The organism is Streptomyces sp. NPDC047515 (genome assembly GCF_040643055.1).
In the GTDB taxonomy this organism is placed as follows: Bacteria; Actinomycetota; Actinomycetes; order Streptomycetales; family Streptomycetaceae; genus Streptomyces.
This window is the reverse complement of sequence record NZ_JBEYTM010000002.1, coordinates 101,032-127,073: the sequence shown is the minus strand read 5'-3', so window position 1 is coordinate 127,073 and position 26,042 is coordinate 101,032. Positions and strand designations below refer to the sequence as shown.

Genomic DNA, 26,042 nt, shown 5'->3' with positions numbered 1-26,042 from the left:
TACCCCCTGGGCCCAACGGGTGTACGACGTCGCCGCACAGCGGGCAGGAGGCCCCTCACGGGCCTACATTGGAGCTGACGCCAGCGCACCCTCCAAGGCCCGGAGTTCATCGATGCCGGTCACCACTCCCGCCGCACCCCCCTCCGCAGCCGGGGCCGCCCTGCCGCAGGACTTCGGTGCCCTGCTCCGGGAGGACCCGGAGATCGCCGCCGTGCTGCTGGGGGAGCTGCACCGGCAGTCCAGCACCCTGCAGTTGATCGCCGCCGAGAACTTCACCTCGCCCGCGGTCCTCGCCGCCCTCGGCTCGCCGCTCGCCAACAAATACGCCGAGGGCTACCCCGGCGCCCGCCACCACGGCGGCTGCGACCAGGCCGACGCCGCCGAACGCATCGCCTGCCGACGGGCCACCTCGCTCTTCGGCGCCGAACACGCCAACGTCCAGGCGCACTCCGGCTCCTCCGCAGTCCTCGCCGCCTACGCGGCCCTGTTGCGCCCCGGCGACACGGTGCTGGCGATGGGACTCCAGTACGGCGGACACCTCACCCATGGCTCGCCCGCCAACTTCTCCGGCCGCTGGTTCGAGTTCATCGGTTACGGGGTGGACTCCGAGAGCGGCCTGATCGACTACGAGCAGGTGCGCGCCCTGGCGCGGACGCACCGCCCCAAGGCGATCGTCAGCGGCTCGATCTCGTACCCCCGCCATCCCGACTACGAGCTGTTCCGGGAGATCGCCGACGAGGTGGGCGCGTATCTGATCGCCGATGCCGCGCACCCGATGGGACTGATCGCCGGGGGAGCGGCGCCGAGCCCCGTCCCGTACGCCGACGTGGTCTGCGCGACCACGCACAAGGTGCTGCGCGGTCCGCGCGGCGGGATGATCCTGTGCGGCGCGGAGCTGGCCGAGCGGATCGACCGGGCGGTGTTCCCCTTCACCCAGGGCGGCGCCCAGATGCACACGGTCGCCGCGAAGGCCGTCGCGTTCGGGGAGGCGGCCACTGGGGCATTCACGGCGTACGCCCACCGGGTGGTGGCCCACGCCCGGGTGCTGGCCGCCGGCCTGGAGGCCGAGGGCTTCGACGTCACCACGGGCGGCACCGACACCCACCTGATCGTCGCGGACCCGGCCCCGCTGGGCGTCGACGGCCCGGCCGCCCGTGCCCGGCTGGTGGCGGCCGGCCTGGTGCTGGACACCTGCGCGCTTCCGTACGGGGACGCCCGGGGCATCAGGCTCGGCACCGCGGCCGTCACCACCCAGGGCATGGACGACGCCGACATGGCGCGGCTGGCGGTCCTCTTCGGGGCGGCCGTACGTGAGGAGGGCGACATCCGCGCCGAGGTCCAGGAACTGGCGCGGAAATATCCGCCCTATCCGGTGTAGACGTGTCCCGTGCGACCGTCGGCCCGGCCGCAGTGTCCTCGACCATGAGCCCGACGTAGTCAGACCGTTCGGCAGTCGGGGGCCGGCGTCACGGGGTCGGGCACGCGCATCCGCGGCGTTGTCGTCAGTCGCCTACGCTCCGCGTGGGCTCCCTCCTCCGCCTTGCAGCTGCACGCGGCCGACCCCGCTCCTTGTTCCGCCCCCCGACTGCCGGACGGTCTAAGGTGAGGGGCTGAGATGGCCGGCGAATTCTGTGGGGCAGCCCGTGCGTGATTACCTGCTGACGCTCTGTGTCACGGCCGCGGTGACCTATCTGCTGACCGGCCCGGTGCGAAAGTTCGCCATCGCGGTCGGGGCGATGCCCGCGATCCGTGCGCGCGACGTCCACCGAGAACCGACACCGAGGCTCGGCGGCATCGCCATGTTCGGCGGGCTGTGCGCCGGACTGATCGTCGCTGCCCATCTGCACAACCTCGACTGGGTCTTCAAACTCTCCAACGAGCCGCGGGCACTGCTCTCCGGCGCCGCGCTGATCTGGCTGATCGGTGTTCTGGACGACAAGTTCGAGATCGACGCGCTGATCAAGCTCGGCGGGCAGATGATCGCCGCCGCGGTCATGGTGATCCAGGGCCTGACGATCCTGTGGCTGCCGATCCCCGGCGTCGGCACCGTCGCGCTCACCCAGTGGCAGGGCACGCTGCTCACGGTCGCCCTGGTCGTCATCACCATCAACGCGGTCAACTTCGTCGACGGTCTGGACGGTCTCGCGGCGGGCATGGTCTGCATCGCGTCCGCGGCGTTCTTCCTGTACACGTACCGGCTCTGGTACGGGCACATGATCGAGGCGGCGGCCCCGGCGACGCTCTTCACGGCCATCCTGATGGGCATGTGCCTGGGTTTTCTGCCGCACAACATGCATCCGGCCCGGATCTTCATGGGCGACTCGGGCTCGATGCTGATCGGCCTGGTGCTGGCGGCCGGGGCCATCTCGGTCACCGGGCAGGTCGACCCGGACACGATGAAGCTCTTCGCGGGCAGCGAGCGCGAGGCCACCCACGCGATGCTGCCGGTCTTCATCCCGCTGCTGCTGCCGCTGACCATCATCGCGATCCCGGCCGCCGACCTGCTGCTGGCGATCGTGCGGCGCACCTGGAACGGCCAGTCGCCGTTCGCCGCGGACCGCGGGCATCTGCATCACCGGCTGCTGGAGATCGGTCATTCGCACAGCAGGTCCGTGCTGATCATGTACTTCTGGTCGGCCCTGATCGCCTTCGGCGCGGTCGGCTACTCCGTGCACTCGGCTTCCCTGTGGATCGTGCTGGTGATCATGGGGCTGAGCGCGCTGGGGCTCGTACTGCTGCTGATGCCCCGGTTCACCCCGCAGGCGCCGTACTGGGCGGAACGCTTCGTACCGCCCAGGTATCGTCGTCACCGCGGCCGGGGCGGGGTGCCCGAGGCGGCGCGCTCATCGGCGGACGGAGCCCAACAGCGGCCCCTGGACACGCAGATGGGGCGGGAGGAGCACGAGGGGCAGGAGCGCACACCGGTCGTCGTGGGAGTTTCCGGCGTCAACGGGGCGACTGCCATCGGCCCCCGTTCGCGTTTTTCGGACAGAGACAGGGCCGATTCCGCGCATTGACGATTCGGTCATTGCGGGGCAATACCAGACAAGGCGTTGAGTTGTCTTGCTCACACATGCATGTTCACCCTCACGTGTGACAGCAAGCACACTTTCTTGGTAAAGACCTCATCAAATAGTTTGTGATACCGTTCACGAAGCCCGGTGACGGAGTTGAAGGACCTGAGTACCACGGTCCATCGGCCCGAGGCATCGACTCGGACCGGGCCTACGCTCGTCCATGACGACACACTGCCCACCCCCTGCAAGCGGAGCTGCCGCCATGCCGTCCAACGACGTCCGGACTCTCCTCCAAGCCGCCGTACCCACCGCTGCTGCCGGCGCTGTCGCCGCTGCGGTCAGCGGTGGCGTCGCAGGCGGCAAGGGAGCCCTGGGCGCGGCCGTTGCGGCGATCGTGGTGATCCTCTTCATGGGGATCGGACTCATGGTCCTGCAGCGGACCGCGCGGTCCCTGCCCCACCTGTTCCAGGCGATGGGGCTGATGCTGTATACGGCCCAGCTTCTTCTGCTGTTCATTTTCGTCGCCGCATTCAAGAACACCACGATGTTCAACCCGAAGGCCTTCGCGATCACGCTGGTCGCGACGACCCTCGTGTGGATCGGCGCACAGACGCGTGCGCACATGAAGGCCAAGATCCTTTACGTCGAACCCGAGTCCGACAAGGGCGAAAAGCCCAAGAACCCCGGGTCGAAGACGTGAAGGGTAGGGGCGGAATAAGTGCAAGTCCGGGACCCTGCTATCGTCCGGTTCCAACTGCGGCACTGCGGGCGCGGGCATGTGAGCTGACGCCTGCTCGATCGCGAGGCTCAATGCCTGACTGCCGCTCACACATCCGTAACACCAGTCCAGTGCCGAACCGCGGCTGCGCGCCGCGCCGACACAACGAGGTTGCCGTACCTATGCGCCACGCTGAAGGAGCCCGCGGTGAGTGCTGACCCGACACAGGTGCTCGCCTTCGAGACCGATTGCCACATCTTCTCCGGTTGTGGTTTCCCGGGTCCTGGCTTGCACTCTTTCCTGTTCGAGCCGATCTTCGGTGACGCGGACAGCAACATCTACTTCAACAAGACGATGCTGCTGGCGCTCCTCGGTACGGTCATCATCGTCGGCTTCTTCTGGGCCGCCTTCCGTAAGCCGAAGGTCGTTCCGGGCAAGCTGCAGATGGTCGCCGAGGCCGGCTACGACTTCGTCCGCCGCGGCATCGTCTACGAGACGCTCGGCAAGCGCGAGGGCGAGAAGTACGTCCCGCTGATGGTCTCGATCTTCTTCTTCGTGTGGATGATGAACCTCTGGTCGATCATCCCGCTCGCCCAGTTCCCGGTGACGTCGGTCATCGCGTACCCGGCCGGTCTGGCACTGATCGTCTACATCCTCTGGATGAGCATCACGTTCAAGCGGCACGGCTTCGTCGGCGGCTTCAAGAACCTGACGGGCTACGACAAGTCGCTCGGCGCGGTTCTGCCGCTGGTCATGGTCATCGAGTTCTTCTCGAACGTCCTGGTCCGCCCCTTCACGCACGCGGTCCGACTCTTCGCGAACATGTTCGCGGGGCACACGCTGCTGCTGCTCTTCACCATCGCCAGCTGGTACCTGCTCAACGGCATCGGTATCGCCTACGCGGGTGTCTCGTTCGTGATGGTCATTGTGATGACAGCCTTCGAGCTCTTCATCCAGGCTGTTCAGGCGTACGTCTTCGTGCTCCTGGCGTGCACCTTCGTCCAGGGCGCTGTCGCCGAGCACCACTGATCGCGCCTCCCCTACCCCCAGTCGTCCGGTGGCCAACCCCCGCCGGTCCGTGAAAGAGAAGGAAGAACTGGCATGTCCCAGACCCTTGCCGCCGTCACCGGTTCCCTCAGCTCCGTCGGATATGGCCTGTCCGCCATCGGCCCCGGCGTCGGCGTCGGCATCATCTTCGGTAACGGCACGCAGGCTCTCGCCCGTCAGCCCGAGGCTGCGGGCCTGATCCGCGCCAACCAGATCCTCGGCTTCGCCTTCTGTGAGGCGCTCGCCCTGATCGGTCTGGTCATGCCGTTCGTCTACAGCTGACGAACCGCGACTAGTCCGTTCCGACGAAAGGCACTGATGTGAACCCCCTGGTTCAGCTCGCGGCCGAAAAACCGGAGAATCCGCTCTTTCCGCCGCTCCCTGAGCTCGTCATCGGTCTGATCGCCTTCGTCATCGTCTTCGGCTTCCTCGCCAAGAAGCTCCTCCCGAACATCAACAAGGTTCTGGAAGAGCGCCGTGAGGCCATCGAAGGCGGTATCGAAAAGGCCGATGCGGCCCAGACCGAGGCCCAGAGCGTTCTTGAGCAGTACAAGGCTCAGCTCGCCGAGGCCCGTCACGAGGCCGCGCGCCTGCGCCAGGAGGCGCAGGAGCAGGGCGCCGTGATCCTGCAGGAGATGCGGGCGGAAGGCCAGCGGCAGCGCGAGGAGATCATCGCTGCCGGCCACGCCCAGATCGAGGCCGACCGCAAGGCGGCTGCTTCCGCGCTGCGTCAGGACGTGGGCAAGCTCGCCACCGACCTGGCCGGCAAGCTCGTCGGCGAGTCCCTTGAGGACCACGCCCGGCAGAGCGGCACCGTCGACCGTTTCCTCGACGAGCTCGAGGCGAAGGCCGAGGCTGTCCGATGAACGGCGCGAGCCGCGAGGCACTGGCTGCCGCACGTGAGCGTCTCGACGCGCTGACCGACAACACGTCGGTCGACGCGGCGAAGCTCGCCGAGGAGCTGGCCGCCGTCACGGCGCTGCTCCAGCGCGAGGTCTCACTGCGGCGGGTCCTGACCGACCCGTCGCAGGCCGGCGAGGCCAAGGCCGAGCTGGCCGGGCGACTGCTGCGCGGTCAGGTGGGCGGCGAGACCGTCGACCTGATCTCCGGCATGGTCCGCTCCCGCTGGTCGCAGTCGCGTGACCTGGTCGACTCGGTCGAGGAACTGGCGAACATCGCGGACCTCACCGCCGCCCAGCGCAGCGGAGACCTCGACGACGTCGAGGACGAGCTGTTCCGGTTCGGCCGGATCGTCGCCTCCGACAAGGAGCTGCGCGCCGCGCTCACCAGCCGGTCCGCGTCCGCCGCCGCCAAGAGCGAGCTGCTGCGCAGCCTGCTCGGCGGCAAGGCACGGCCCGCCACCGAGCGCGTCGTCGTGCGGCTCGTCACCCAGCCGCGTGGACGTAGCCTGGAAGCGGGACTCGAGTCCCTCTCCAAGCTTGCCGCGGAGCGCCGGGACCGGATGGTCGCCGTGGTCACCTCGGCAGTGCCGCTGAGCGATCAGCAGAAGCAGCGCCTCGGCGCCGCACTGGCGAAGATCTACGGCCGTCCGATGCACCTGAATCTCGATGTGGACCCCACGGTCCTCGGCGGGATCGCGGTGCGGGTCGGTGACGAGGTCATCGACGGCACCATCGCGGAGCGCCTCGACGAGGCGACCCGTCGCATGGCCGGCTGACGAGCACAGCGCAGCAACAGAACAGAGCAAGACCAGCGGCCCGGTTGGGCCGTGCAGAAATTGCAGAAGATTCCTGGGGGTCGGCCCCCAGACCCCCTTAAGAAACTTCGGGCCCAACAAGGAGAGCAGGGAACCCAGATGGCGGAGCTCACGATCCGGCCGGAGGAGATCCGGGACGCGCTGGAGAACTTTGTCCAGTCGTACAAGCCGGACGCGGCCTCGCGCGAGGAGGTCGGTACGGTCAGCGTTGCTGGCGACGGCATCGCGAAGGTCGAGGGTCTTCCCTCGGCCATGGCGAACGAGCTGCTGAAGTTCGAGGACGGCACCCTCGGTCTCGCCCTCAACCTTGAGGAGCGCGAGATCGGTGCCATCGTCCTCGGCGAGTTCAGCGGCATCGAAGAGGGCCAGCCGGTGCAGCGCACCGGTGAGGTGCTCTCCGTCGGCGTCGGCGAGGGTTACCTCGGCCGCGTCGTCGACCCGCTCGGCAACCCGATCGACGGTCTCGGCGAGATCGCGACCGACAGCCGCCGCGCCCTCGAGCTGCAGGCCCCTGGCGTCATGGTCCGTAAGTCGGTGCACGAGCCGATGCAGACCGGTTACAAGGCCGTCGACGCCATGGTGCCGATCGGCCGTGGCCAGCGTCAGCTGATCATTGGTGACCGTCAGACGGGTAAGACCGCTCTGGCCGTCGACACGATCATCAACCAGCGCGACAACTGGCGCACGGGCGACGTGAACAAGCAGGTGCGCTGCATCTACGTCGCCATCGGTCAGAAGGGTTCCACCATCGCCTCCGTGCGTGGTGCCCTGGAAGAGGCCGGCGCGCTTGAGTACACGACCATCGTCGCCGCTCCGGCGTCCGACCCGGCCGGCTTCAAGTACCTGGCGCCGTACACCGGTTCGGCCATCGGTCAGCACTGGATGTACCAGGGCAAGCACGTCCTGATCATCTTCGACGACCTCTCGAAGCAGGCCGACGCCTACCGCGCCGTGTCGCTTCTGCTGCGCCGTCCGCCGGGCCGCGAGGCCTACCCGGGCGACGTCTTCTACCTCCACTCGCGTCTGCTGGAGCGCTGCGCGAAGCTCTCCGACGAGATGGGCGCCGGTTCGATGACGGGCCTCCCGATCGTCGAGACCAAGGCGAACGACGTGTCGGCGTTCATCCCGACCAACGTCATCTCCATCACCGACGGCCAGTGCTTCCTGGAGTCCGACCTGTTCAACGCCGGTCAGCGTCCGGCCCTGAACGTCGGTATCTCGGTCTCCCGTGTCGGTGGCTCCGCCCAGCACAAGGCCATGCGCCAGGTCTCCGGCCGGCTCCGTGTCGACCTCGCCCAGTACCGCGAGCTGGAGGCGTTCGCCGCCTTCGGTTCCGACCTGGACGCGGCTTCGAAGGCGTCGCTGGAGCGCGGTAAGCGCATGGTCGAGCTGCTGAAGCAGCCGCAGTACGCCCCGTTCCCGGTCGAGGAGCAGGTCGTCTCCATCTGGGCCGGCACCAACGGCAAGATGGACGACGTCCCGGTCGAGGACATCCGTCGCTTCGAGACCGAGCTGCTGGAGTACCTGCGCCGCGAGCGCAAGGAGCTCCTGACCAGCATCGCCGAGGGCGCCAAGATGTCCGACGACACGCTGCAGGCGATTGCCGACGCCGTCGCCGCCTTCAAGCAGCAGTTCGAGACCTCGGACGGCAAGCTGCTGGGCGAGGGCTGATCGATGGGCGCTCAGCTTCGCGTTTACAAGCGCCGCATTCGCTCCGTCACCGCCACGAAGAAGATCACCAAGGCGATGGAGATGATCGCCGCCGCGCGCATCGTCAAGGCGCAGCGCCAGGTGGCGGCGTCGACGCCGTACGCGACCGAGCTCACCCGCGCGGTGACCGCGGTGGCGACCGGCTCCACCACCAAGCACCCGCTGACCACCGAGGCCGACGCTCCGGCGCGGGCCGCGGTCCTGCTCATCACGAGCGACCGCGGTCTGGCCGGCGGTTACTCCTCCAACGCCATCAAGGCCGCGGATCGACTGACCGAGCGGCTGCGCGGTGAGGGCAAGGAGGTCGTCACGTATGTGATCGGCCGCAAGGGTGTCGCCTACTACGGATTCCGCGAGCGCAAGGTCGAGGATTCGTGGACGGGCTTCACCGACAGCCCGACGTACGCGGATGCGAAGCGGGCCGCGGCTCCGCTGATCGAAGCGGTCACCAAGGAGACCGCCGAGGGCGGCGTGGACGAGCTGCACATCGTCTTCACGGAGTTCGTGTCGATGATGACGCAGAACCCGGTGGACAACCGGATGCTGCCGCTCAGTCTCGACGCCGCGAAGGAGGAGGACGGCAAGGGAGAGATCCTGCCGCTCTTCGACTTCGAGCCGTCGGCGGAGGACGTCCTCGACGCCCTGCTTCCGCGGTACGTCGAGAGCCGGATCTACAACGCGCTGCTGCAGGCCGCTGCTTCCGAGCACGCTGCCCGCCGCCGCGCGATGAAGTCGGCCACCGACAACGCCGGTGAGCTCATCAAGAGCCTCTCCCGGCTTGCCAACGCGGCCCGCCAGGCCGAAATCACCCAGGAAATCAGCGAGATCGTCGGTGGTGCCAGTGCGCTGGCCGACGCGACCGCGGGGAGTGACAAGTAATGACGACCACAGTTGAGACGGCCGTTGCCACGGGCCGCGTCGCCCGGGTCATCGGCCCGGTCGTCGACGTGGAGTTCCCCGTCGACGCGATGCCGGACATCTACAACGCGCTGACCGTCGAGGTGGCCGACCCGGCCGAGGACGGCAAGCTCAAGACGCTGACGCTCGAGGTCGCCCAGCACCTCGGTGACGGTGTGATCCGCGCGATCTCGATGCAGCCCACCGACGGTCTGGTCCGCCAGGCCCCGGTGACCGACACGGGCGCCGGCATCACGGTCCCCGTCGGTGACATCACCAAGGGCAAGGTGTTCAACACCCTCGGCGAGATCCTGAACAAGCCCGAGGCCTCGGCCGAGGTCACCGAGCGCTGGCCGATCCACCGCAAGGCGCCCAGCTTCGACCAGCTCGAGTCCAAGACCGAGATGTTCGAGACCGGCGTCAAGGTCATCGACCTTCTCACCCCGTACGTCAAGGGTGGAAAGATCGGTCTGTTCGGTGGTGCCGGTGTCGGCAAGACCGTTCTGATCCAGGAAATGATCTACCGCGTCGCCAACAACCACGACGGTGTGTCGGTGTTCGCGGGCGTCGGTGAGCGTACCCGTGAGGGCAATGACCTCATCGAGGAAATGTCCGACTCGGGCGTCATCGACAAGACGGCACTCGTCTTCGGTCAGATGGACGAGCCGCCGGGCACGCGTCTTCGTGTGGCGCTGGCCGGTCTGACCATGGCGGAGTACTTCCGCGATGTGCAGAAGCAGGACGTGCTCTTCTTCATCGACAACATCTTCCGGTACACCCAGGCCGGCTCCGAGGTGTCCACCCTGCTCGGCCGTATGCCGTCCGCGGTGGGTTACCAGCCGAACCTGGCCGACGAGATGGGTCTGCTGCAGGAGCGCATCACGTCGACCCGCGGTCACTCGATCACCTCGATGCAGGCGATCTACGTCCCCGCGGACGACCTGACCGACCCGGCCCCGGCCACCACCTTCGCCCACCTCGACGCGACGACGGTTCTCTCCCGTCCGATCTCCGAGAAGGGCATCTACCCGGCCGTGGACCCGCTGGACTCCACGTCCCGGATCCTGGACCCGCGTTACATCGCGCAGGACCACTACGACACCGCCATGCGGGTCAAGGGAATCCTGCAGAAGTACAAGGACCTCCAGGACATCATCGCCATTCTCGGTATGGACGAGCTCGGCGAGGAGGACAAGCTCACGGTCTTCCGCGCCCGTCGCATCGAGCGCTTCCTGTCCCAGAACACCCACGTCGCCAAGCAGTTCACCGGCGTGGACGGTTCGGACGTTCCGCTCGACGAGTCGATCGCCGCGTTCAACGCGATCGCCGACGGTGAGTACGACCACTTCCCGGAGCAGGCGTTCTTCATGTGCGGTGGCATCGAGGACCTCAAGGCCAACGCCAAGGAGCTCGGCGTCTCCTGAGCCCATGGCTCACCGAGGGGGGTGGGTGCGTCCCGCCCCCCTCACCACGCCCCGTAGAATTGACCCAACACCCGGCTCGAACGGCCGGGTGGTGACCCGAGGAGCCACCCTTGGCTGCTGAGCTGCACGTCGAGCTGGTCGCCGCGGACCGCAGTGTCTGGTCCGGCGAGGCCACCCTGGTCGTCGCGCGCACCACGTCCGGCGACATCGGCGTCATGCCCGGTCACCAGCCGCTTCTGGGTGTGCTGGAATCGGGCCCGGTGACGATCCGTACGAGCGACGGCGCGACCGTGATCGCCGCTGTGCACGGCGGTTTCATCTCGTTCGCGGACGACAAGCTCTCGCTGCTCGCGGAGATCGCGGAGCTGGCGGACGAGATCGATGTCCGGCGCGCCGAGCGTGCGCTGGAGCGTGCGAAGTCGGGCACGGACGCCGCTTCCGAGCGGCGCGCCGAAGTGCGACTGCGTGCGGTGGCGGTGCGCTAGCGCTCCGCGACAACGTAGCTTTAACCTCAGCCGCGGCCCGAGCTGGAGACCTCTCCAGACCGTGCCGCGGCTGAGGCGATGCAGGTGCAGGTGCGGTTCTGGCGGTATCCGTTACTCGACGACGCGAGGAGGTCGGTGGAGATGTTCCTCGCGCTGTGGGTGGGCGGGCTGGTCGTCGCACTGGTCGCGGTTGGTCTCTTCGTCTTCGGTCTGCGCCGGCGGCTGATTCAGCGCTCCGGCGGGACCTTCGACTGCAGCCTGCGATGGAATGTGCCGGAGGAGCCCGATTTCTCCGGCAAGGGCTGGGTGTACGGGGTCGCCCGGTACAGCGGCGACCGGATCAACTGGTTCCGGGTCTTCTCGTACGCTCCCCGCCCGCGCCGGGTCCTGGAGCGTTCCGCGATCGAGGTGATCGCCCGTCGGCTGCCCGAGGGCGAGGAGGAGCTGGCGCTCCTGTCCGACGCCGTGGTGCTCGGCTGTCTCCACCGTGAGACCCGCCTGGAGCTGGCCATGAGCGAGGACGCGCTGACCGGATTCCTCGCCTGGCTGGAGGCGGCTCCGCCCGGCCAGCGGGTCAATGTGGCGTAACCGGAGGGCTCGCCGGAAGGGAGTACCTCATCTCCCGGACGTGGACGAGGCCCGGGGGACCGCGGGCGCGGCCTGACGGCCCCGTACGGTGTCGGCCCGCGAGGTCCCGTACGGCAACGCACGAAGAACCGGGGAGACGGGGGGCGGACCCGTCTCCCCGGTCGTTTTCCGGGGTGTTGCGCGCAATCGCGCGGGGGGCTACTTCAGACCGTTGTTGATCGCGCCGACGAGTTCACCGTTGGCGGTGTCACCGCTGAACTCCCAGAAGAACGCGCCTCCCAGGCCCTGGCCCTTCGCCCAGGTCATCTTGGTGGCGATGGTGGCCGGGGTGTCGTAGCTCCACCAGTTGGTCCCGCAGTGCGCGTACGCCGTGCCGGCGATGGTGCCGGTGGCGGGACAGCTGGTCTTCAGGACCTTGTAGTCCTCGATGCCCGCCTCGTAGGTGCCGGGTGCGGCGCCGGTCGCGGTGCCGCCGGGCGCGTCCTGGGTGACCCCGGTCCAGCCGCGGCCGTAGAAGCCGATGCCGAGCAGCAGCTTCGAGGCGGGGACGCCCTGGGCCTTCAGCTTGGCGATGGCGTCGGCAGAGTTGAAGCCGGCCTGCGGGATGCCGTTGTAGGAGGTGAGCGGGGAGTGCGGGGCGGTCGGGCCCTTCGCGTCCCAGGCGCCGAAGAAGTCGTACGTCATCACGTTGTACCAGTCCAGGGACTGGGCGGCGCCCGCGTAGTCGGTGGCGTCGATCTTGCCGCCGGCGGAGGCGTCGGCGGTGATGGCGGCCGTCACCAGGTTCTTGGTCCCGAACTTCGCGCGCAGGGCCGAGGTGATGCCCTTCAGTGCGGCCGGGCCGCTGGTGTCGCAGGTCAGACCGCAGGCGTTGGGGTACTCCCAGTCGATGTCGATGCCGTCGAAGACATCGGCCCAGCGGGGGTCCTCCACCAGGTTGTAGCAGGACTCGGCGAAGGCGGCCGGGTTCTTCGCGGCCTCACCGAAGCCGCCGGACCAGGTCCAGCCGCCGAAGGACCACAGGACCTTGATGTTCGGGTACTTCGCCTTGAGCTTGCGCAGCTGGTTGAAGCTGCCGCGCAGCGGCTGGTCCCAGGTGTCGGCGACGCCGTCGACGGACTTGTCGGCGGTGTACGCCATGTCGTAGTCGGCGTAGGAGTCACCGATCGCGCACTTGCCGCCGGTCACGTTGCCGAAGGCGTAGTTGATGTGCGTGATCTTCGCGGCGGAACCCGAGGTGTCGAGGTTCTTGACGTGGTAGTTCCGGCCGTAGACGCCCCAGTCGGTGAAGTATCCGAGGTTGACCTTGCCGCCGGTGCCGGGGTCGGGGTTGCCACCGCCACCGGTGGTGTGGACCTTGACCGCGCCGCTGACCGGACCGGTCTGGTCAGCGGTGTCACGGGCCTGCACGGTGTACGAGTAGTCGGTTCCGGCCTTGAGGCCGGAGTCGGTGTACGTCGTGCCGGTGACGGTCGAGACGACGGCGCCGTCGCGCAGGACGTCGTAGTTCTTGATGCCGTGGTCGTCGGTCGCGGCGGTCCAGCTGAGCGTCACCGAGGTGTCGGTGACGGCGCTCGCGGTGGGGGTGCCGGGCGCCGAGGGGGCGTTGTCACCCGGGACGCTGCCGCCGTCGCAGGAGGCGCCGTTCAGCTTGCAGCCGGTGGGGGCGCCGGGACCGGTGCCGTTGAAGCCGAAGGAGACGCTGGCGCCCGGTGCGACCGAGCCGTTCCAGCCGAGGTTCTTGGCGGTCCAGTGGGTTCCGGAGCTGGTGACGGTGGCGTCCCAGGCGGAGCCGACCGCGGTGCCCGAGGGGAAGTCCCACTCGATGGTCCAGGAGGTGAGGGCGGTGGTGCCGGTGTTCTTCACCGTCCACTGGCCCTCGAAGCCGCTGCCCCAGTCGGACTTCTTGAGGTACGTGGCGGTTGCCGAGGTGGCGGCTTCGGCGGGGGAGGCCAGGCCGACCATCGCGGCGAGCGGAAGAAGCAGCGCGGTGAGTCCCGCGACCGCTCTGGATCTGGTGGCTCTTCCGGTCCCGAGTCCGAATCGGGTCCGGCGTAGGGGGGTTTCAGTGCTCAACGGTGCTCCTCGGGTGAGGTCCGGACAAACGGGGGTGGTCCGTGGACTGCAAACCCTGCGCCGCCCTGAGCGCGCCTTGTCATGGCGCACTCACCGCAGTGTGCTCGGTGAGATTAGGAAGGTCTGGACCAATCGTCAAGAGGTCCAGACCAAAGATCGTGATCGGAACACACGCTCCTGCTCCAGCCGAGCCGTCCCCGATCGCTGCGACTTGTCACCTCAGATGCCCAACTCCTGGGCCAATACCGCTGCCTGGACCCGGCTGCGCAGCTCCAGCTTGCCCAGCAATCGGCTGACATGCGTCTTCACCGTCGCCTCCGCCATCGAGAGCCGGACCGCGATCTCGGCGTTCGACAGTCCCGCGCCGAGGCAGCCGAGCACCTCCCGCTCCCGCCGGGTGAGGGCGTCGAGAACCGCCGGATCGGGGGTGTTCGTCACCCGCGCGGGGGTGGTCCCGGCGAACTCCGCGATCAGACGGCGTGTCACGGCCGGGGCGATCAGCCCCTCGCCGCGCGCCACGACGCGTACCGCTTCGAGCAGATCGCGCGCATCGGCGTTCTTCAGCAGGAAGCCCGCCGCCCCCGCCCGCAGCGCCCCGAAGACGTACTCGTCCAGATCGAACGTCGTCAGCACCAGCACGTCCGCGAGTCGCTCGGCCACCACCTGCCCGGTCGCCGACACTCCGTCGAGGCGCGGCATCGACACATCCATCAGCACCACGTCCGGACGCAGTTCACGTGCCAGACGCACCGCCTCCTCGCCGTCCCCGGCCTCGCCGACGACGTCGATGTCCGGTGCGCTGCGCAGAATGAGCACCAGCCCGGCTCGGACGGCCGACTGGTCCTCGGCGACCACAACCCGGATCGTCATGTTTCCAACGCCCCTTCCTCCGCAGGCAGTTCGGCCCGCACTTGCCAGGTTTCCGTCCCGTCGGCGGGACTGACCGGACCGGCCTCGATCGCGCCGCCCAGCAGCGCCACCCGTTCCCGCATCCCCACCAGGCCGGCCCCCGATCCGGGGGCGCGCGGCCCGGAGCGGTCCCCGAGCACACTGCTGACCTCCACGGTGAGCAGCGGCCCGTCCCGGCCCAGACGCACCACGACCGGGCCGGGCGCGGCGTGCTTGAGCGCGTTGGTCAGGGACTCCTGGACGATCCGGTACGCGGCCAGCTCGACCGGCGCGGGCAGCGGTCCCCGCTCGCCGCGGGTGTCCTCGAAGGTGCAGGTCAGTCCGCTCGACACGGCGTTCGTACGGGTCTGCTCGACCAGCGCGTTCAGCGAGGCGAGCGTCGGCGAGGCGCTCGGCTCACCGGCCGCGCCACCGGTACGCAGCAGTCCGATCAGCCGGCGCATCTCGGCGAGCCCGTCGACGCTGTTCTCCCGGATCACGCCGAGCGCCTCGCGCGAGGTCTGCGGCTCGTCGATGGAGAGCGCGGCGGTGGAGTGGATGGCGATGGCGGAGAGGTGGTTGGCCACCATGTCGTGCAACTCGCGGGCCATCCGGGCGCGTTCGGCGGTCACCGCCTGGGTACGGTCCATCTCGGCCAGCAGCGCGGTCTGATCGGCGCGCAGCCGGGCGCCTCGGCGGCGTCCCGGTGGTTGCGGACGCTGACCCCGGTGATGGCGGGCAGGAACGAGACCATGCCGGTGACGACGCCGATGAGCAGTGCCTGGGGATCGCGGAACCACGCCAAAAATCCGATGGTGACCGCGATCGTGATCAGGATCGTGGTCACCGGAATGCGGCGGGCGGCGGCCGGTGTCCCGTACAGCACGGCCGCGTACATGAGGTCGGTGAACATCATCACCGTCGCCAGGTTCCCGATCGTGAACTGGTCCGCGACCAGTGCGAGCGTACCGACGACCAGCGCCGTCTGTGGAGCGGTCCTGCGTACCAGTTCGAGGCCCGAGACGACGGCGAGCGGCAGCAGGGAGACCCAGGGCGCGACGAAGGCCCGGTCGCCCTGCGTGTGCAGCCCGAGCAGCCACAGGAACAGGCCACCGGACAGACCGGTGGCGGCGATGAGTACGTCGTGGCGGTGCGGGCGGGCGAGGGGGAGCACCCTCCCATCCAACGCGGCGGCCCGGCCCGGGACCTCCGTACCGGGGGTGAACAACAGTTCCCATTTCTTTCAGTGGATATCGGTCATTCTCGGTGAATATCCTGATGTTGTGAAGCTTTCCGAGTGGGCGGCGCGCAACGGCGTGCACTACCAGACCGCGTGGACCTGGGCGAAGGAGGGCCGTATGCCGGTCCCGGTTGTGCAGACGCCGTCGGGTACATGGCTTGTGGCCGAGTCGGTCCCGCACGCTGTGGGACGGGCCGTGGCGTACTGCCGTGTCTCGTCCGGTGACCAGAAAGCGGACCTGGAGCGCCAGGTCGCCCGGACCGTTCAGGGCGCAACGTCCCGGGGTCTCACGGTTGCTGACGTGGTGACGGAGATCGGTTCCGGCTTGAACGGGCGCCGTCGCAAGCTGCACCGGCTGCTCGCCGACCCGGGTGTGGGGACGATCGTGGTCGAGCACCGTGACCGCCTCGCCCGGTTCGGCATCGAGCACCTGGAGGCCGCCCTCTCGGCCTCGGGGCGGCGCCTGCTCGTCCTTGACCCGGCGGAGACGGCCGACGATCTTGTACGGGATATCACCGAGATCCTGACCTCGATGTGCGTACGCCTGTACGGCCGGCGTTCCGCGAAGAACCGTGCCGCCCAGGCAGTCGCCGTTGCCACCGGCCCGGAAGCGGCCGGATGAAGAAGTTCAAGTCCCGGCCCGGTTTCACCGTCCTCGCGCACAAGCTCGCGCTGGACCCGAACGCCACGGCCGGCCGCCGCCTGCACTCGCACGCAGGTGCCGCGAGGGCCGCGTACAACTGGGCCGTCGAGTACGTCACCGCCGCGTGGTGGCAGCGCAAGGCCGAGCAGTCCTACGGCATTCCCGAGGGCGAGCTGACACCGTGGCGGTCGTGGTCGCTGCCGTCGCTGCGGAAGGCGTTCAACGAGGACAAGCGCACCAACCCGCGTTTCGCCGGCTGGTGGGAGGAGAACTCCAAGGAGGCATACAACACCGGCCTGGCAGGCGCGTCGGCAGCGTTCGACAACTACGCGAAGTCGAAGAGGGGGAGGCGCAAGGGTCGCAAGATGGGCATCCCGCGCGTCAAATCGAAGCGGAGAGCACGCCCGGCCTGCCGGTTCACCACCGGGACGATTCGTGTCGAGCCTGACGGACGCCACGTCACCCTGCCGAGGATCGGCCGCGTCCGCGTCCACGAGAGCGCCTCCCGACTGCGGGCCCTCGTCGATGCCGGGCACCTGCGGATCCTGTCTGCGACAGTGCGCCAGGACCGGGGCCGCTGGTTCGTGTCGTTGCAGGCCGAGGAGAAGCACCAGCTGGTGAAGGTCGCCCGCCCGGACACGGCGGTCGGTATCGACCTCGGCATCAAGACCCTCGCCGTCCTCGCGGACAGCGACGGTGCCCTCGCTATGGAACCCAACCCACGCCACCTCGACCGCGCGCAGAAGCAGCTGCGCCGCGCCGGCCGTGTCCTCTCGCGCCGCCAGGGCCCCGACCGGCGCACCGGGCAGCAGGCATCGAAGCGCTGGGAGAAGGCCAACCGGACCCGGAACAAGGTGCATCACCGGGTCGCGAACCTCCGTGAGGACACTCTCCACAAGATGACGACCCGCCTTGCCCGCGAGTACGGCACGATCGTTGTCGAAGACCTCAACGTTGCCGGAATGGGCCGCAACCGGAGCCTGTCCCGCCGCGTCGCGGATGCTGCGTTCGGCGAGATCCGACGCCAGCTCACCTACAAGACCCGTCGGCACGGCACACGACTCGTCGTCGCCGACCGTTGGTTCCCCTCCTCGAAGACCTGCTCCCGCTGCGGTGCGGTGAAAGCCAAGCTGCTCCTCAGCATGCGCGTCTTCGAGTGTGACAACTGCGGCCTCGTCATCGACCGGGACGCCAACGCCGGACACAACCTGGTCGCTCTCGCGGCCCGCACAACAGGTACCGGAGTGGCCGGAGACCTGGACCCCGCCAACGCGGAGTCGAAGCCCCGTGGAGCCGACCACAAGACCCGCAGCACCCGCCCGCGCCGCAAGGCCGGGACGGGGCGGGCAGGTGGCACAACCCCCAGCCCCCGGGCCGGGAAGGAAACGGGAGACCGTCAACAAGCCACCAGGGCACAACTCGCACCCTGGTGACCCGTTACGGACCATTCCGGTGGAAACACCGGAATTACTGAGATCACTTGATGATCAAAGCAACGGTGAGGCATGAGTACATCGAAGGATGCAGTCGCGGTTCGTCACTGGTGACGACGATTCCGGGCGCCCCGGTGAGGAGGCTGGAGGGGACGGGAAGGAGAAGTGCCGTGATCGTCACGCTGATCGTGCTCTGTGAAGTCGGCTTCTGGGTGTTGCTGGCCGTGGGGCTCGCGCTGCGGTACCCGGCGAGGAAGCCGTGACTGGGCGCGGCCGTGCTGCTGTGCGAGCCGCTGCTGGAGGTCGTGCTGCTGGTGGTGACGGCCATCGACCTGAAGAACGGGGCGGAGCCCGACTGGAAGCACGGACTCGCCGCGGTCTACATCGGTTTCACGGTGGGGCTCGGCCACTCCACGATCCGCTGGGTCGACGCCCGGGTCGCCCACCGTTTAGCGGGCGGCCCGCCGCCGGTGAAGCCGCCGAAGTACGGGAGGGAGCGTGCGGCGCACGAGTGGCGGACCGCGGCGCGCTGGACGGTCGCGGCGGTGGTGGCGCTGGCGCTGCTGCAGGTGGCGATCTGGTACGTGGGCGGGGACGGGGACGTGTCGTCGCTCCAGGCGTGGCAGCAGAGGATGCTGTTGGTGATCGGGATCAATGTGGTGATCGCGGGGAGCTACACGCTGTTCCCGAAACGGGAGGGAGCGCGGCGCTGAACGGCCGGACGGATCCCGTGGACCGGGCCCGTCCGGCGTCTTCGCCGCGCATGGCTACCGCTCGCCGCCCGGTACCCACAGCACGTCGCCGACCTCCTTGTTCGCCGTCCTCGCGAGGATGAACAGCAGGTCGGAGAGCCGGTTGAGATACGTCGCCGTCAGCGCGTTCATCACCTCGCCGTGCACCTCCAGCGCCGCCCACGTGGACCGCTCCGCTCGCCGGACCACGGTGCACGCCTGGTGCAGCAGCGCCGCCCCCGGCGTACCGCCCGGCAGGATGAAGCTGCGCAGCTTCTCCAGCTCCTCCAGGAAGTGGTCGCAGTCCGCCTCCAGCTTGTCGACGTAACCCTGCTCGACCCGCAGCGGCGGGTACTTGGGATTCTCGACGACCGGGGTCGACAGATCGGCGCCCACGTCGAACAGGTCGTTCTGCACACGGACGAGCACCTTCACGACGTCCTCGGGGAGCCGGCCGAGCGCGATCGCCGTACCGATGACGGCGTTGGCCTCGTTGGTGTCGGCGTACGCCGAGATCCGCAGATCGGTCTTGGCGGTCCGGCTCATGTCGCCGAGGGCGGTGGTGCCCTGGTCGCCGGTGCGGGTGTAGATGCGTGTCAGGTTGACCATGCGGCCAGCCTAAGGGCTGTCCCCCGGATCAGGCCGGGCCCGCGTGCCCCGGCGTGATCCGGACGAGAGGCTCTAGGCCCGGTGGAAGACGCGGGTGCCCAGCGTCACGGCGAGGGCGGCGAAGCCGAGCGCCACCAGGACGCCGTACAGCATGTGCGCGGTGGCGTACGAGCCCACGTACGCGTCCCGCACCGCGTCCACGAGATAGCGGAACGGGGTGAGGTGGGAGAGCACGTCCAGCCAGTCGGGGCCCAGCGCCATCGGCAGCATCAGACCGGAGAGCAGCATGGCCGGCATGGTGATCGAGTTGATCACCGGTCCGAACTCCTGGGGCGTACGGACCTTCATCGCCAGGGCGTACGACAGAGAGGCCAGCGAGACCGTCAGCAGTCCGACGAACGCGAAACCGATCAGCACCCCCCACAGCGGTGCGCGCAGCCCCATGAGTACGGCGGCGAGGACCAGCAGCACCGCCTGGAACATGAACAGCAACGCATCCCGCAGGACCCGGCCCAGCAGCAGGGCCGCCCGGCTGACCGGGGTCACCCGCATCCGCTCCACAACCCCGTTCGTGTTGTCGATGATGAGGGCGAACCCGGCGAACGAGGCGCTGAACAGGCCGAGTTGGAGCAGCAGTCCGGGGACCAGGATCTGCCAGGAGTCACCGGCCGGACCGAGTGGCAGTCCGGTGAGCAACGGGCCGAAGAAGAGCAGGTACAGCAGCGGCATGAGGATGCCGAAGAGGATCTGGAACCTGGAGCGCAGGGTCTGCCGGGCGTACCGGCCGAAGATGAGTGCGGTGTCGTGGAGAAGCATCGGATTCCTCTGGGGCGGTCGGTCACAGTGCTGAGGGCTGTCCCGTCATCCGGGGCGCCCGCCAGGGATGACGGGACAGCCCTCAGACGGCGAGGGGCTGGGCGTCGGCGGGCGCGGGGGAGCGCCCGGTGATCGCGAGGAAGGCGTCCTGGAGCGAGGCGTCGGCCGAGCCCGCGTATCGCGTCTTCAGCGCGGCGGGTGTGCCCTCTGCCGCCACCTCACCGCCGTCGACCACGACCAGCCGGTCCGCGAGTGCGTCCGCCTCATCGAGGTAGTGGGTGGTGAGTACGACGGTCGTGCCGGATTCGTCGCGCAGTCGGTGGACCAGTGCCCACAGATCGGCGCGGCTGCCCGGGTCGAGTCCGGTGGTCGGCTCGTCGAGGAAGAGCACGACGGGGCGGTGGGTGAGCCCCATCGCGATGTCGAGCCGCCGCCGCTGGCCCCCGGAGAGCGTGGCCGTCTTGCGGTCGAGCAGCTCCGCCAGGCCCAGCTCGTCGGCGAGTTCTCCGGCGCGGGCCACCGCGGCGGACTTGCCGAGCCGGTACATCCGGCCCTGGGTGACCAGCTCCTCCCGCACGGTGATGTGGGGATCGACGCCACCGGACTGCGCGACGTAGCCGCACTTCTCCCGTACGCCCGCCGGATCCGTGAGCAGGTCGCAGCCGGCGACGGTGGCCGCGCCGCCGGTGGGGGCGAGCAGCGTGGTGAGCATGCGGAGGGTGGTGGTCTTGCCCGCTCCGTTGGGACCGAGAAGGCCGACGATCTCGCCGCTCGCGACCTTCAGATCGATGGAGCGTACGGCCGTCACCGGGCCGCTCCTGGTGTCGAAGGTCCGGGCGAGGCCGGCCGTGCTGATGATTGGCATAGTGACCACAAAAACAGAGTCACTGAAAAAATACAATGACTCCAAATATTCATGAACCCCATGAGAGCCCTACGATGGGCCCATGGCTGAGGGACTCAGGGAGCGCAAGAAGCGCCAGACCAGGCAGCACCTCTCGGATGTGGCGACCGGTCTCTTCCTGGAGCGGGGCTTCGACGCGGTCACGATCGCCGAGATCGCCCGCGCCGCCGACGTCTCGGTGAACACGGTCTACAACTACTTCCCGGCCAAGGAGGACCTCTTCCTGGACCGCAGCCGCGGCATCGTCGACCGCCTCTCCCGCTACGTCCGGGGCCGCGACAAGGGCGAGTCCGCGGCCGACGCCGTCCTGCGCGAACTGCGCATCCAGGTGGAGGGCGTGTCCCCGACCGTCGGTCTGATGGAGGGCTACGCGCAGTTCGCGCGGGTCATCGAGGGCGCCGACGGTCTCAAGGCGCGCCTCTGGCACGTGCAGCAGGAGGCCTTGCTGCACCTGGAGACGACGCTCCAGGAGGAGTCCGGAGCCGCGGCCGGTGACCCGACCCCGATCCTGGTGGCCGGTCAGCTCTCCTGGGTGCACAGCACGCTGATGGGGTATATCGGCCGTGAGATGGTCGCGGGCCGCAAGGCCGCCGATGTGTCGCGCGACGCGCTTGTCCTGCTCGACGAGATCGAGGACCTCCTCGGCGAGAAGGTCCTCAACTACGCCCGGCGCGCCGCCGAATGACGGGTGCCGGTGTGATGTCCGTCATGTGAGACGTGACGCGCATCTCTTCACGGCCACAGGGCCGCTCGCGGGTACTAATCTCCGCCGGAGAGCATGCGAACAACCATCAGGACCGGGCCGTGCAGGGACCAGCTGCAGGGGCGAACAGAAACCAAGGGGTGCATACGTGGCCAGGAAGCTCGCCGTCATCGGAGCCGGACTCATGGGATCCGGCATCGCGCAGGTCTCCGCCCAGGCGGGCTGGGACGTCGTGCTGCGGGACGTCACCGACGAGGCTCTGACCCGTGGTCGTGACGGCATCAAGGCCTCGTACGACAAGTTCGTCTCCAAGGGGAAGCTGGAGGCGGCCGACGCCGACGCCGCGCTGGCCCGCATCACCACCACCACCGACCTCGACGCGGTCGCCGACGCGGATGTCGTCGTCGAGGCCGTCTTCGAGAAGCTCGAGGTCAAGCACGAGATCTTCCGGGCCCTCGACAAGATCGTCCGGGACGACGCCGTCCTCGCGTCCAACACCTCCGCCATCCCGATCACCAAGATCGCGGCCGTGACGGAGCGCCCCGAGCGCGTCGTCGGTGTGCACTTCTTCTCGCCGGTCCCGATGATGCAGCTCTGCGAACTGGTCCGCGGCTACAAGACCAGCGACGAAACCCTCGCCACCGCACGGGAGTTCGCCGAGTCCGTCGGCAAGACCTGCATCGTCGTCAACCGTGACGTGGCCGGCTTCGTCACCACCCGGCTGATCTCGGCGCTCGTCGTCGAGGCCGCCAAGCTGTACGAGTCGGGCGTCGCCTCGGCCGAGGACATCGACATCGCGTGCAAGCTGGGCTTCGGCCACGCCATGGGGCCCCTCGCCACGGCGGACCTGACCGGCGTCGACATCCTGCTGCACGCCACGAGCAACATCTACACCGAGTCGCAGGACGAGAAGTTCGCCGCTCCGGAGCTGATGCGCCGGATGGTGGACGCAGGTGACATCGGTCGCAAGAGCGGGCAGGGCTTCTACACGTACTGATCGTTTTCGGTACTCCGGTCGCCTGATCTGCCGTTGGTCAGGCCCGGACGTCCGGGGGGCGTCTTTCGGATTCGGTGGGCCCGCTCGGGTCGTCGCCGGGCCTTGGCCACTCCACGGAGTGAATTCGGTATCGCTTCGCTTACAGACGGCAACTTCCCTGTCTCCACCGCAGTCAGTTGTGGGAGAGACAGAACAGACAGACGAACCTTGCTACGGAGTATTCCCGGGGAGCGCATATGCACATCAGGGGCGACCACGCCGAGCTGGTTGTCGGGGGCCGCCTCGACGTCCGAAGCGCGGCGGACGCCCGTACGGTCCTGCACTCGGCCCTCGACGACGGAGTCGGCGACCTGGTCCTCGACCTGACCGAGCTGGATTCCTGGGACGCCACCGGGCTCGGCGTCATCATGGGCGCACACCGCCGGGCCGGACGGGCCGGACGACGACTGGTGCTCCGCGGCGTGCCGCCGCAGATGCAGCGCCTGCTCGTGGCGACCCGGCTGCACCGCATCCTGGCGATCGAGGGCGGAATCGCCGCGGACTCCCTGCCGCGCGTGTAAGAGGAGCTCACGCAAGGGGAGTCCGATCCGCGAGCCGGGCGCCCATTGGGTGAGCTTCTCCAAGGGCATGTCCCGACCCGGCCAGGCGGACGGGTCGTGCCCGTACGGTCGGCCGAAGGCGCACATTCCGCACGAGAACGCGCGCTTCGGGCGGCGTGGCCCCCCAACTGTGCGCGGAGACAGTACGACGGTCTAGGGTTCGGCCGTCCGCCGATTGACGGGAACCCACCGGGCGGACACCGGACCAGAAGCGACAGCGGGGCGTGCGAGGCCGGGAGGGGCAATCGTGCGCGACGCGTCTGGGGGCTTTGGTGATGGACCCGACACATCGGGGGCCGGAAGAGTACGGCCGGGACAACGGCGGCTTCGGCGAGGAGGCCGACCGGCTACGGCTGTCCGGCGATCCTTCCCCAAGCTCTCAGCCCCGTTCGAGCAGGGGAGGCCCCATGAGTCCGGATTTCGGTCCGCAAACGCCGCAGCAGGCGCGTGTCGTCCGGCTCACATCGGGTGCCCACCTGCTCACCGTCAACCCGGTCGACGGCAGCGAGGTCGAGCTGTGCCCGCCGGGGGAGCAGCCCGAGCCCCCGGCCCGGCGCACCGCTGCCCAGCGCGCCGAACGCGAACGCGCCACCGCGCCGCCCGTGCCGCCGGGGCCGCCCGCCCCCCGGCTGCCGCTCCTCGAACGCGACGAGGAACGCGAACGGTTGGTGCGCCTGCTGGCCCGAGGCCGCTCGGTACGGCTCACCGGACCGGCCGGATCCGGTCGTACAGCACTGCTGAACGCCGTCGCCGCCGACTGCGCGGACCTCGCGCCCGACGGAGTCGTACGGCTCTCCGGCTACAAGCGGACCGTCACCGACCTGCTGTACGGGCTCTTCGAGGCCGTCCATGACGCACCGCTGCACCGGCCCGACCGCGCCGGTCTCCTCGACGGGGTCCGGCGCATCGGCGCCGTCGTCGTACTCGACGACCTGGAGGTCGGCGGAGCCGCCCTGGAGGAACTGCTCGACGCCACACCGGAGTGCGCGTTCCTGTTCGCGACGGATCCGGATGTCGCCGCATCCACCGCCGACTCGTACCTCGAAGAGGTCTTCCTCGCGGGCCTGGGCCGCGGCTCCTCGATCGAGCTGCTGGAACGGGTCGTCGAGCGTCCGCTCACCGACGAGGAGGCGAACTGGGCGGGAGACCTCTGGTTCGAGTCCGAGGGGCTGCCGCTGCGCTTCGTCCAGGCCGGCGCGCTGCTGCGCCAGCGCGACATGCTGCGCACCGACCCGGAGGCCTACGAGGGCCTCGACGACCGGATCGCCGACGTGCCCTTCGGGCACGACGAGGCCGTCGACGGCATCCACATACCGCTGCCCAGCCTCGGCGAGGGCGCGGCGCCCGCCGCGCTGCTCGCCTCGCGGCTGAGCGGACCCGCCCGTGACACCCTGCGCTTCGCGGTCGCACTCGGCGGCGAGGTGCCGCACCAGGCGCATCTGCCGGCGCTCGTGGGGGACACCCACGCCGACGCCGCACTCGGCGAACTGGCCGGCTGCGGGCTGCTCTCCCCGGCCGGCTCGCGCTACCGGCTGGCCGCCGGAGTCGTCGCCCAGCTGGAGGCCGCCGGATACGGAGAGGACAGCACCGACCGGGCCCGGACGGCGGCCCAGCATTATGCCTGGTGGGCCGGCCACCCCTCGGTCACCCCCGCACGGGCGACCGCCGAGGCCGATGCCGTCATCGCGGCCATGACGCGGCTCGTCCCCGGCGACGGGGCGGGCCGGACCAGCGCGGCCGTGCTGCTGGCCCGCAGCGCCTCCCCGGCCTTCGCGGCAGGACTGCACTGGGGTGCCTGGGCGCGGGCGCTGAGGATCGGTCAGGAGGCGGCCAGGATCGCCGGAGAAGTCGCCGAGGAGGCGTACTTCCACCACGAGTTGGGTGTCCTGGCACTCTGCGACGGCAATCCGGACCGGGCCAGGGCGGAGCTGGAGACAGCGATCAGCATGCGCGGGGCGCTCGCCGACAAGTCGGGCGCGGTGGCCGGACGACGCGCGCTCGCGCTGGTCGCCGACCTCTCCGGCGGCCCGCTGCCCGGCGGCCGTACCCCGGGCGTCGAGGACACGCCCGCCGCGCCGTACGAAGCGACCGTGCCGCCCGTCGCCGGTCCCGCGACGGCCGTGACACAGGCGCTGTCGAGGCCGTACGAGGACGCCACCGCGGTCATCTCCCGGCAGAGCGCCCCCGTGGGCCCCCGAGGCGCGCGGCGCGGTCGGTTCGCGGCGCTGCGCGGGGCCCGGCGCAATCTGGCCGCTGCGGGCGCGGGCGTGCTGCTCGTCGGCGTGCTCGGCACGGTGGTGGCGCTGGGGATGACGGGTGACCGTGACACCCCGGGGAACCCCGGTGTCACGACCGAGGAGTCGGTGGGCCGGGACGACGCCGGAGACGGAGCCCCGGCCGACAGCTCCACGGACGGCCCGGTCCCCGGAGGCGTGGCACCCAGTGGCAGCGCCGGGACGCCGGGCCCCTCGGGCGGGCAGACGACATCGAGCGGGAGCTCCACACCGTCCACGGACCCGACGGGGCCGGACGAGACCCCGTCGTCGTCCACGCCGGCCGGCGACAAGCCGTCGTCGGGCAGGCCGACCAAGACGTCCGGCCCGACGAAGTCGTCCACGCCGACGAAACCGGAGAGTCCGAGCCCGAGTCCGTCGGAAACCGACTCCCCGGACCCGACGGAATCGGCCAGCGAGCCCCCGCCGACCTCGCCGGACACCTCCGACTCGGCGAGCGGGCCCGCCGCGTCCTCCCCGGCGGCGACGAGCACGGACAGCGGTCCGACGGTGGCCTGAGCCGCCCC

Annotated in this window: 23 protein-coding genes and 2 pseudogenes; 19 read left to right on the top strand and 6 right to left on the bottom strand. The window is 69.2% G+C overall.

All coding sequences use genetic code 11. The annotated features are described in order from the left end of the window. Positions 1 to 112 precede the first annotated feature (112 nt). The 12 genes from glyA to ABZ826_RS01935 all read left to right on the top strand — a co-directional run bounded on the left by glyA (position 113) and on the right by ABZ826_RS01935 (position 11,603). Entirely contained in the window at positions 113 to 1,378 is a 1,266-nt protein-coding gene (glyA, locus tag ABZ826_RS01990) for a serine hydroxymethyltransferase (RefSeq protein WP_361440715.1), read from the top strand. Positions 1,379 to 1,631: 253 nt separating this feature from the next. Beyond that, entirely contained in the window at positions 1,632 to 3,017 is a 1,386-nt protein-coding gene (locus ABZ826_RS01985; protein ID WP_361440712.1) for an MraY family glycosyltransferase, read from the top strand. A gap of 262 nt (positions 3,018 to 3,279) precedes the next feature. Next, complete coding sequence (locus tag ABZ826_RS01980) at positions 3,280 to 3,717, top strand: hypothetical protein (RefSeq protein ID WP_361440709.1); 438 nt, start codon at positions 3,280 to 3,282, stop codon at positions 3,715 to 3,717. Positions 3,718 to 3,927: 210 nt separating this feature from the next. Further along, on the top strand, positions 3,928 to 4,764 hold the full coding sequence (gene atpB / locus ABZ826_RS01975) for a F0F1 ATP synthase subunit A (protein WP_361441129.1): 837 nt from the start codon (positions 3,928 to 3,930) through the stop codon (positions 4,762 to 4,764). Between the two features lie 72 nt (positions 4,765 to 4,836). Continuing rightward, positions 4,837 to 5,064: a F0F1 ATP synthase subunit C gene (locus ABZ826_RS01970; RefSeq protein ID WP_266426509.1), complete on the top strand. Its 228-nt coding sequence runs from the start codon at positions 4,837 to 4,839 to the stop codon at positions 5,062 to 5,064. Positions 5,065 to 5,102: 38 nt separating this feature from the next. Next, on the top strand, positions 5,103 to 5,648 hold the full coding sequence (locus ABZ826_RS01965; protein WP_361440706.1) for a F0F1 ATP synthase subunit B: 546 nt from the start codon (positions 5,103 to 5,105) through the stop codon (positions 5,646 to 5,648). Then, positions 5,645 to 6,460, top strand: a complete 816-nt coding sequence (locus ABZ826_RS01960) for a F0F1 ATP synthase subunit delta (RefSeq protein WP_361440703.1) — start codon at positions 5,645 to 5,647, stop codon at positions 6,458 to 6,460. Before ABZ826_RS01965 ends, ABZ826_RS01960 begins: the two co-directional genes overlap by 4 nt. A gap of 138 nt (positions 6,461 to 6,598) precedes the next feature. Then, positions 6,599 to 8,170 carry a F0F1 ATP synthase subunit alpha gene (gene atpA, locus ABZ826_RS01955; protein WP_361440700.1) on the top strand — a complete coding sequence of 524 codons (1,572 nt, stop codon included), beginning with the start codon at positions 6,599 to 6,601 and terminating at the stop codon, positions 8,168 to 8,170. A 3-nt stretch (positions 8,171 to 8,173) separates the two neighbouring features. After that, the gene (locus tag ABZ826_RS01950) at positions 8,174 to 9,088 is read left to right on the top strand and encodes a F0F1 ATP synthase subunit gamma (RefSeq protein ID WP_361440697.1); all 915 of its coding nucleotides are present in this window, start codon (positions 8,174 to 8,176) and stop codon (positions 9,086 to 9,088) included. After that, the gene (gene atpD, locus ABZ826_RS01945; protein ID WP_361440694.1) at positions 9,088 to 10,530 is read left to right on the top strand and encodes a F0F1 ATP synthase subunit beta; all 1,443 of its coding nucleotides are present in this window, start codon (positions 9,088 to 9,090) and stop codon (positions 10,528 to 10,530) included. The genes ABZ826_RS01950 and atpD overlap by 1 nt, the downstream gene beginning before the upstream one ends. Positions 10,531 to 10,640: 110 nt before the next feature. Beyond that, positions 10,641 to 11,015 carry a F0F1 ATP synthase subunit epsilon gene (locus tag ABZ826_RS01940; protein WP_361440691.1) on the top strand — a complete coding sequence of 125 codons (375 nt, stop codon included), beginning with the start codon at positions 10,641 to 10,643 and terminating at the stop codon, positions 11,013 to 11,015. A 141-nt stretch (positions 11,016 to 11,156) separates the two neighbouring features. After that, the gene (locus ABZ826_RS01935) at positions 11,157 to 11,603 is read left to right on the top strand and encodes a DUF2550 domain-containing protein (protein WP_361441127.1); all 447 of its coding nucleotides are present in this window, start codon (positions 11,157 to 11,159) and stop codon (positions 11,601 to 11,603) included. Positions 11,604 to 11,801: 198 nt separating this feature from the next. Here ABZ826_RS01935 and ABZ826_RS01930 read toward each other — a convergent pair whose 3' ends face one another. From ABZ826_RS01930 to ABZ826_RS01920, 3 genes and pseudogenes are all read right to left on the bottom strand, one after another. Next, entirely contained in the window at positions 11,802 to 13,679 is a 1,878-nt protein-coding gene (locus ABZ826_RS01930; RefSeq protein ID WP_361440688.1) for a glycoside hydrolase family 18 chitinase, read from the bottom strand. A 219-nt stretch (positions 13,680 to 13,898) separates the two neighbouring features. Next, entirely contained in the window at positions 13,899 to 14,549 is a 651-nt protein-coding gene (locus tag ABZ826_RS01925) for a response regulator transcription factor (RefSeq protein WP_361440685.1), read from the bottom strand. Next, positions 14,546 to 15,741, bottom strand: a pseudogene (locus tag ABZ826_RS01920) (histidine kinase). Before ABZ826_RS01920 ends, ABZ826_RS01925 begins: the two are co-directional and overlap by 4 nt. 109 nt (positions 15,742 to 15,850) lie before the next feature. On the opposite strand from ABZ826_RS01920, the gene ABZ826_RS01915 reads away from it, so the two are divergent. The 3 genes and pseudogenes from ABZ826_RS01915 to ABZ826_RS01905 all read left to right on the top strand — a co-directional run bounded on the left by ABZ826_RS01915 (position 15,851) and on the right by ABZ826_RS01905 (position 18,596). Beyond that, on the top strand, positions 15,851 to 16,429 hold the full coding sequence (locus ABZ826_RS01915) for an IS607 family transposase (protein ID WP_361440682.1): 579 nt from the start codon (positions 15,851 to 15,853) through the stop codon (positions 16,427 to 16,429). Then, positions 16,426 to 17,883, top strand: coding sequence for an IS607 family element RNA-guided endonuclease TnpB (tnpB, locus tag ABZ826_RS01910; protein ID WP_361440679.1), 1,458 nt, complete (start codon positions 16,426 to 16,428; stop codon positions 17,881 to 17,883). The genes ABZ826_RS01915 and tnpB overlap by 4 nt, the downstream gene beginning before the upstream one ends. Positions 17,884 to 18,053: 170 nt before the next feature. Then, positions 18,054 to 18,596: pseudogene (locus tag ABZ826_RS01905) on the top strand (hypothetical protein). A 54-nt stretch (positions 18,597 to 18,650) separates the two neighbouring features. On the opposite strand, the gene ABZ826_RS01900 reads toward ABZ826_RS01905, so the two are convergent. The 3 genes from ABZ826_RS01900 to ABZ826_RS01890 form a co-directional block, all read right to left on the bottom strand. After that, positions 18,651 to 19,223 (bottom strand): cob(I)yrinic acid a,c-diamide adenosyltransferase, encoded by a 573-nt coding sequence (locus ABZ826_RS01900; RefSeq protein WP_361440676.1) that lies wholly within the window; start codon positions 19,221 to 19,223, stop codon positions 18,651 to 18,653. Between the two features lie 72 nt (positions 19,224 to 19,295). Continuing rightward, positions 19,296 to 20,039, bottom strand: a complete 744-nt coding sequence (locus ABZ826_RS01895) for an ABC transporter permease (protein WP_361440673.1) — start codon at positions 20,037 to 20,039, stop codon at positions 19,296 to 19,298. Positions 20,040 to 20,121: 82 nt separating this feature from the next. After that, positions 20,122 to 20,904 carry an ATP-binding cassette domain-containing protein gene (locus ABZ826_RS01890; RefSeq protein ID WP_361440670.1) on the bottom strand — a complete coding sequence of 261 codons (783 nt, stop codon included), beginning with the start codon at positions 20,902 to 20,904 and terminating at the stop codon, positions 20,122 to 20,124. An 82-nt stretch (positions 20,905 to 20,986) separates the two neighbouring features. On the opposite strand from ABZ826_RS01890, the gene ABZ826_RS01885 reads away from it, so the two are divergent. The 4 genes from ABZ826_RS01885 to ABZ826_RS01870 all read left to right on the top strand — a co-directional run bounded on the left by ABZ826_RS01885 (position 20,987) and on the right by ABZ826_RS01870 (position 26,034). Beyond that, a complete protein-coding gene (locus ABZ826_RS01885) occupies positions 20,987 to 21,628 on the top strand; it encodes a TetR/AcrR family transcriptional regulator (protein ID WP_361440667.1) in 642 nt (213 codons plus the stop codon). 166 nt (positions 21,629 to 21,794) lie between these two features. Continuing rightward, entirely contained in the window at positions 21,795 to 22,643 is an 849-nt protein-coding gene (locus ABZ826_RS01880; RefSeq protein WP_361440664.1) for a 3-hydroxyacyl-CoA dehydrogenase family protein, read from the top strand. A gap of 236 nt (positions 22,644 to 22,879) precedes the next feature. Next, entirely contained in the window at positions 22,880 to 23,203 is a 324-nt protein-coding gene (locus ABZ826_RS01875) for an STAS domain-containing protein (protein WP_250967584.1), read from the top strand. A gap of 314 nt (positions 23,204 to 23,517) precedes the next feature. Beyond that, positions 23,518 to 26,034, top strand: coding sequence for an ATP-binding protein (locus ABZ826_RS01870; RefSeq protein WP_361440661.1), 2,517 nt, complete (start codon positions 23,518 to 23,520; stop codon positions 26,032 to 26,034). The last annotated feature ends 8 nt before the right edge of the window (positions 26,035 to 26,042 follow it).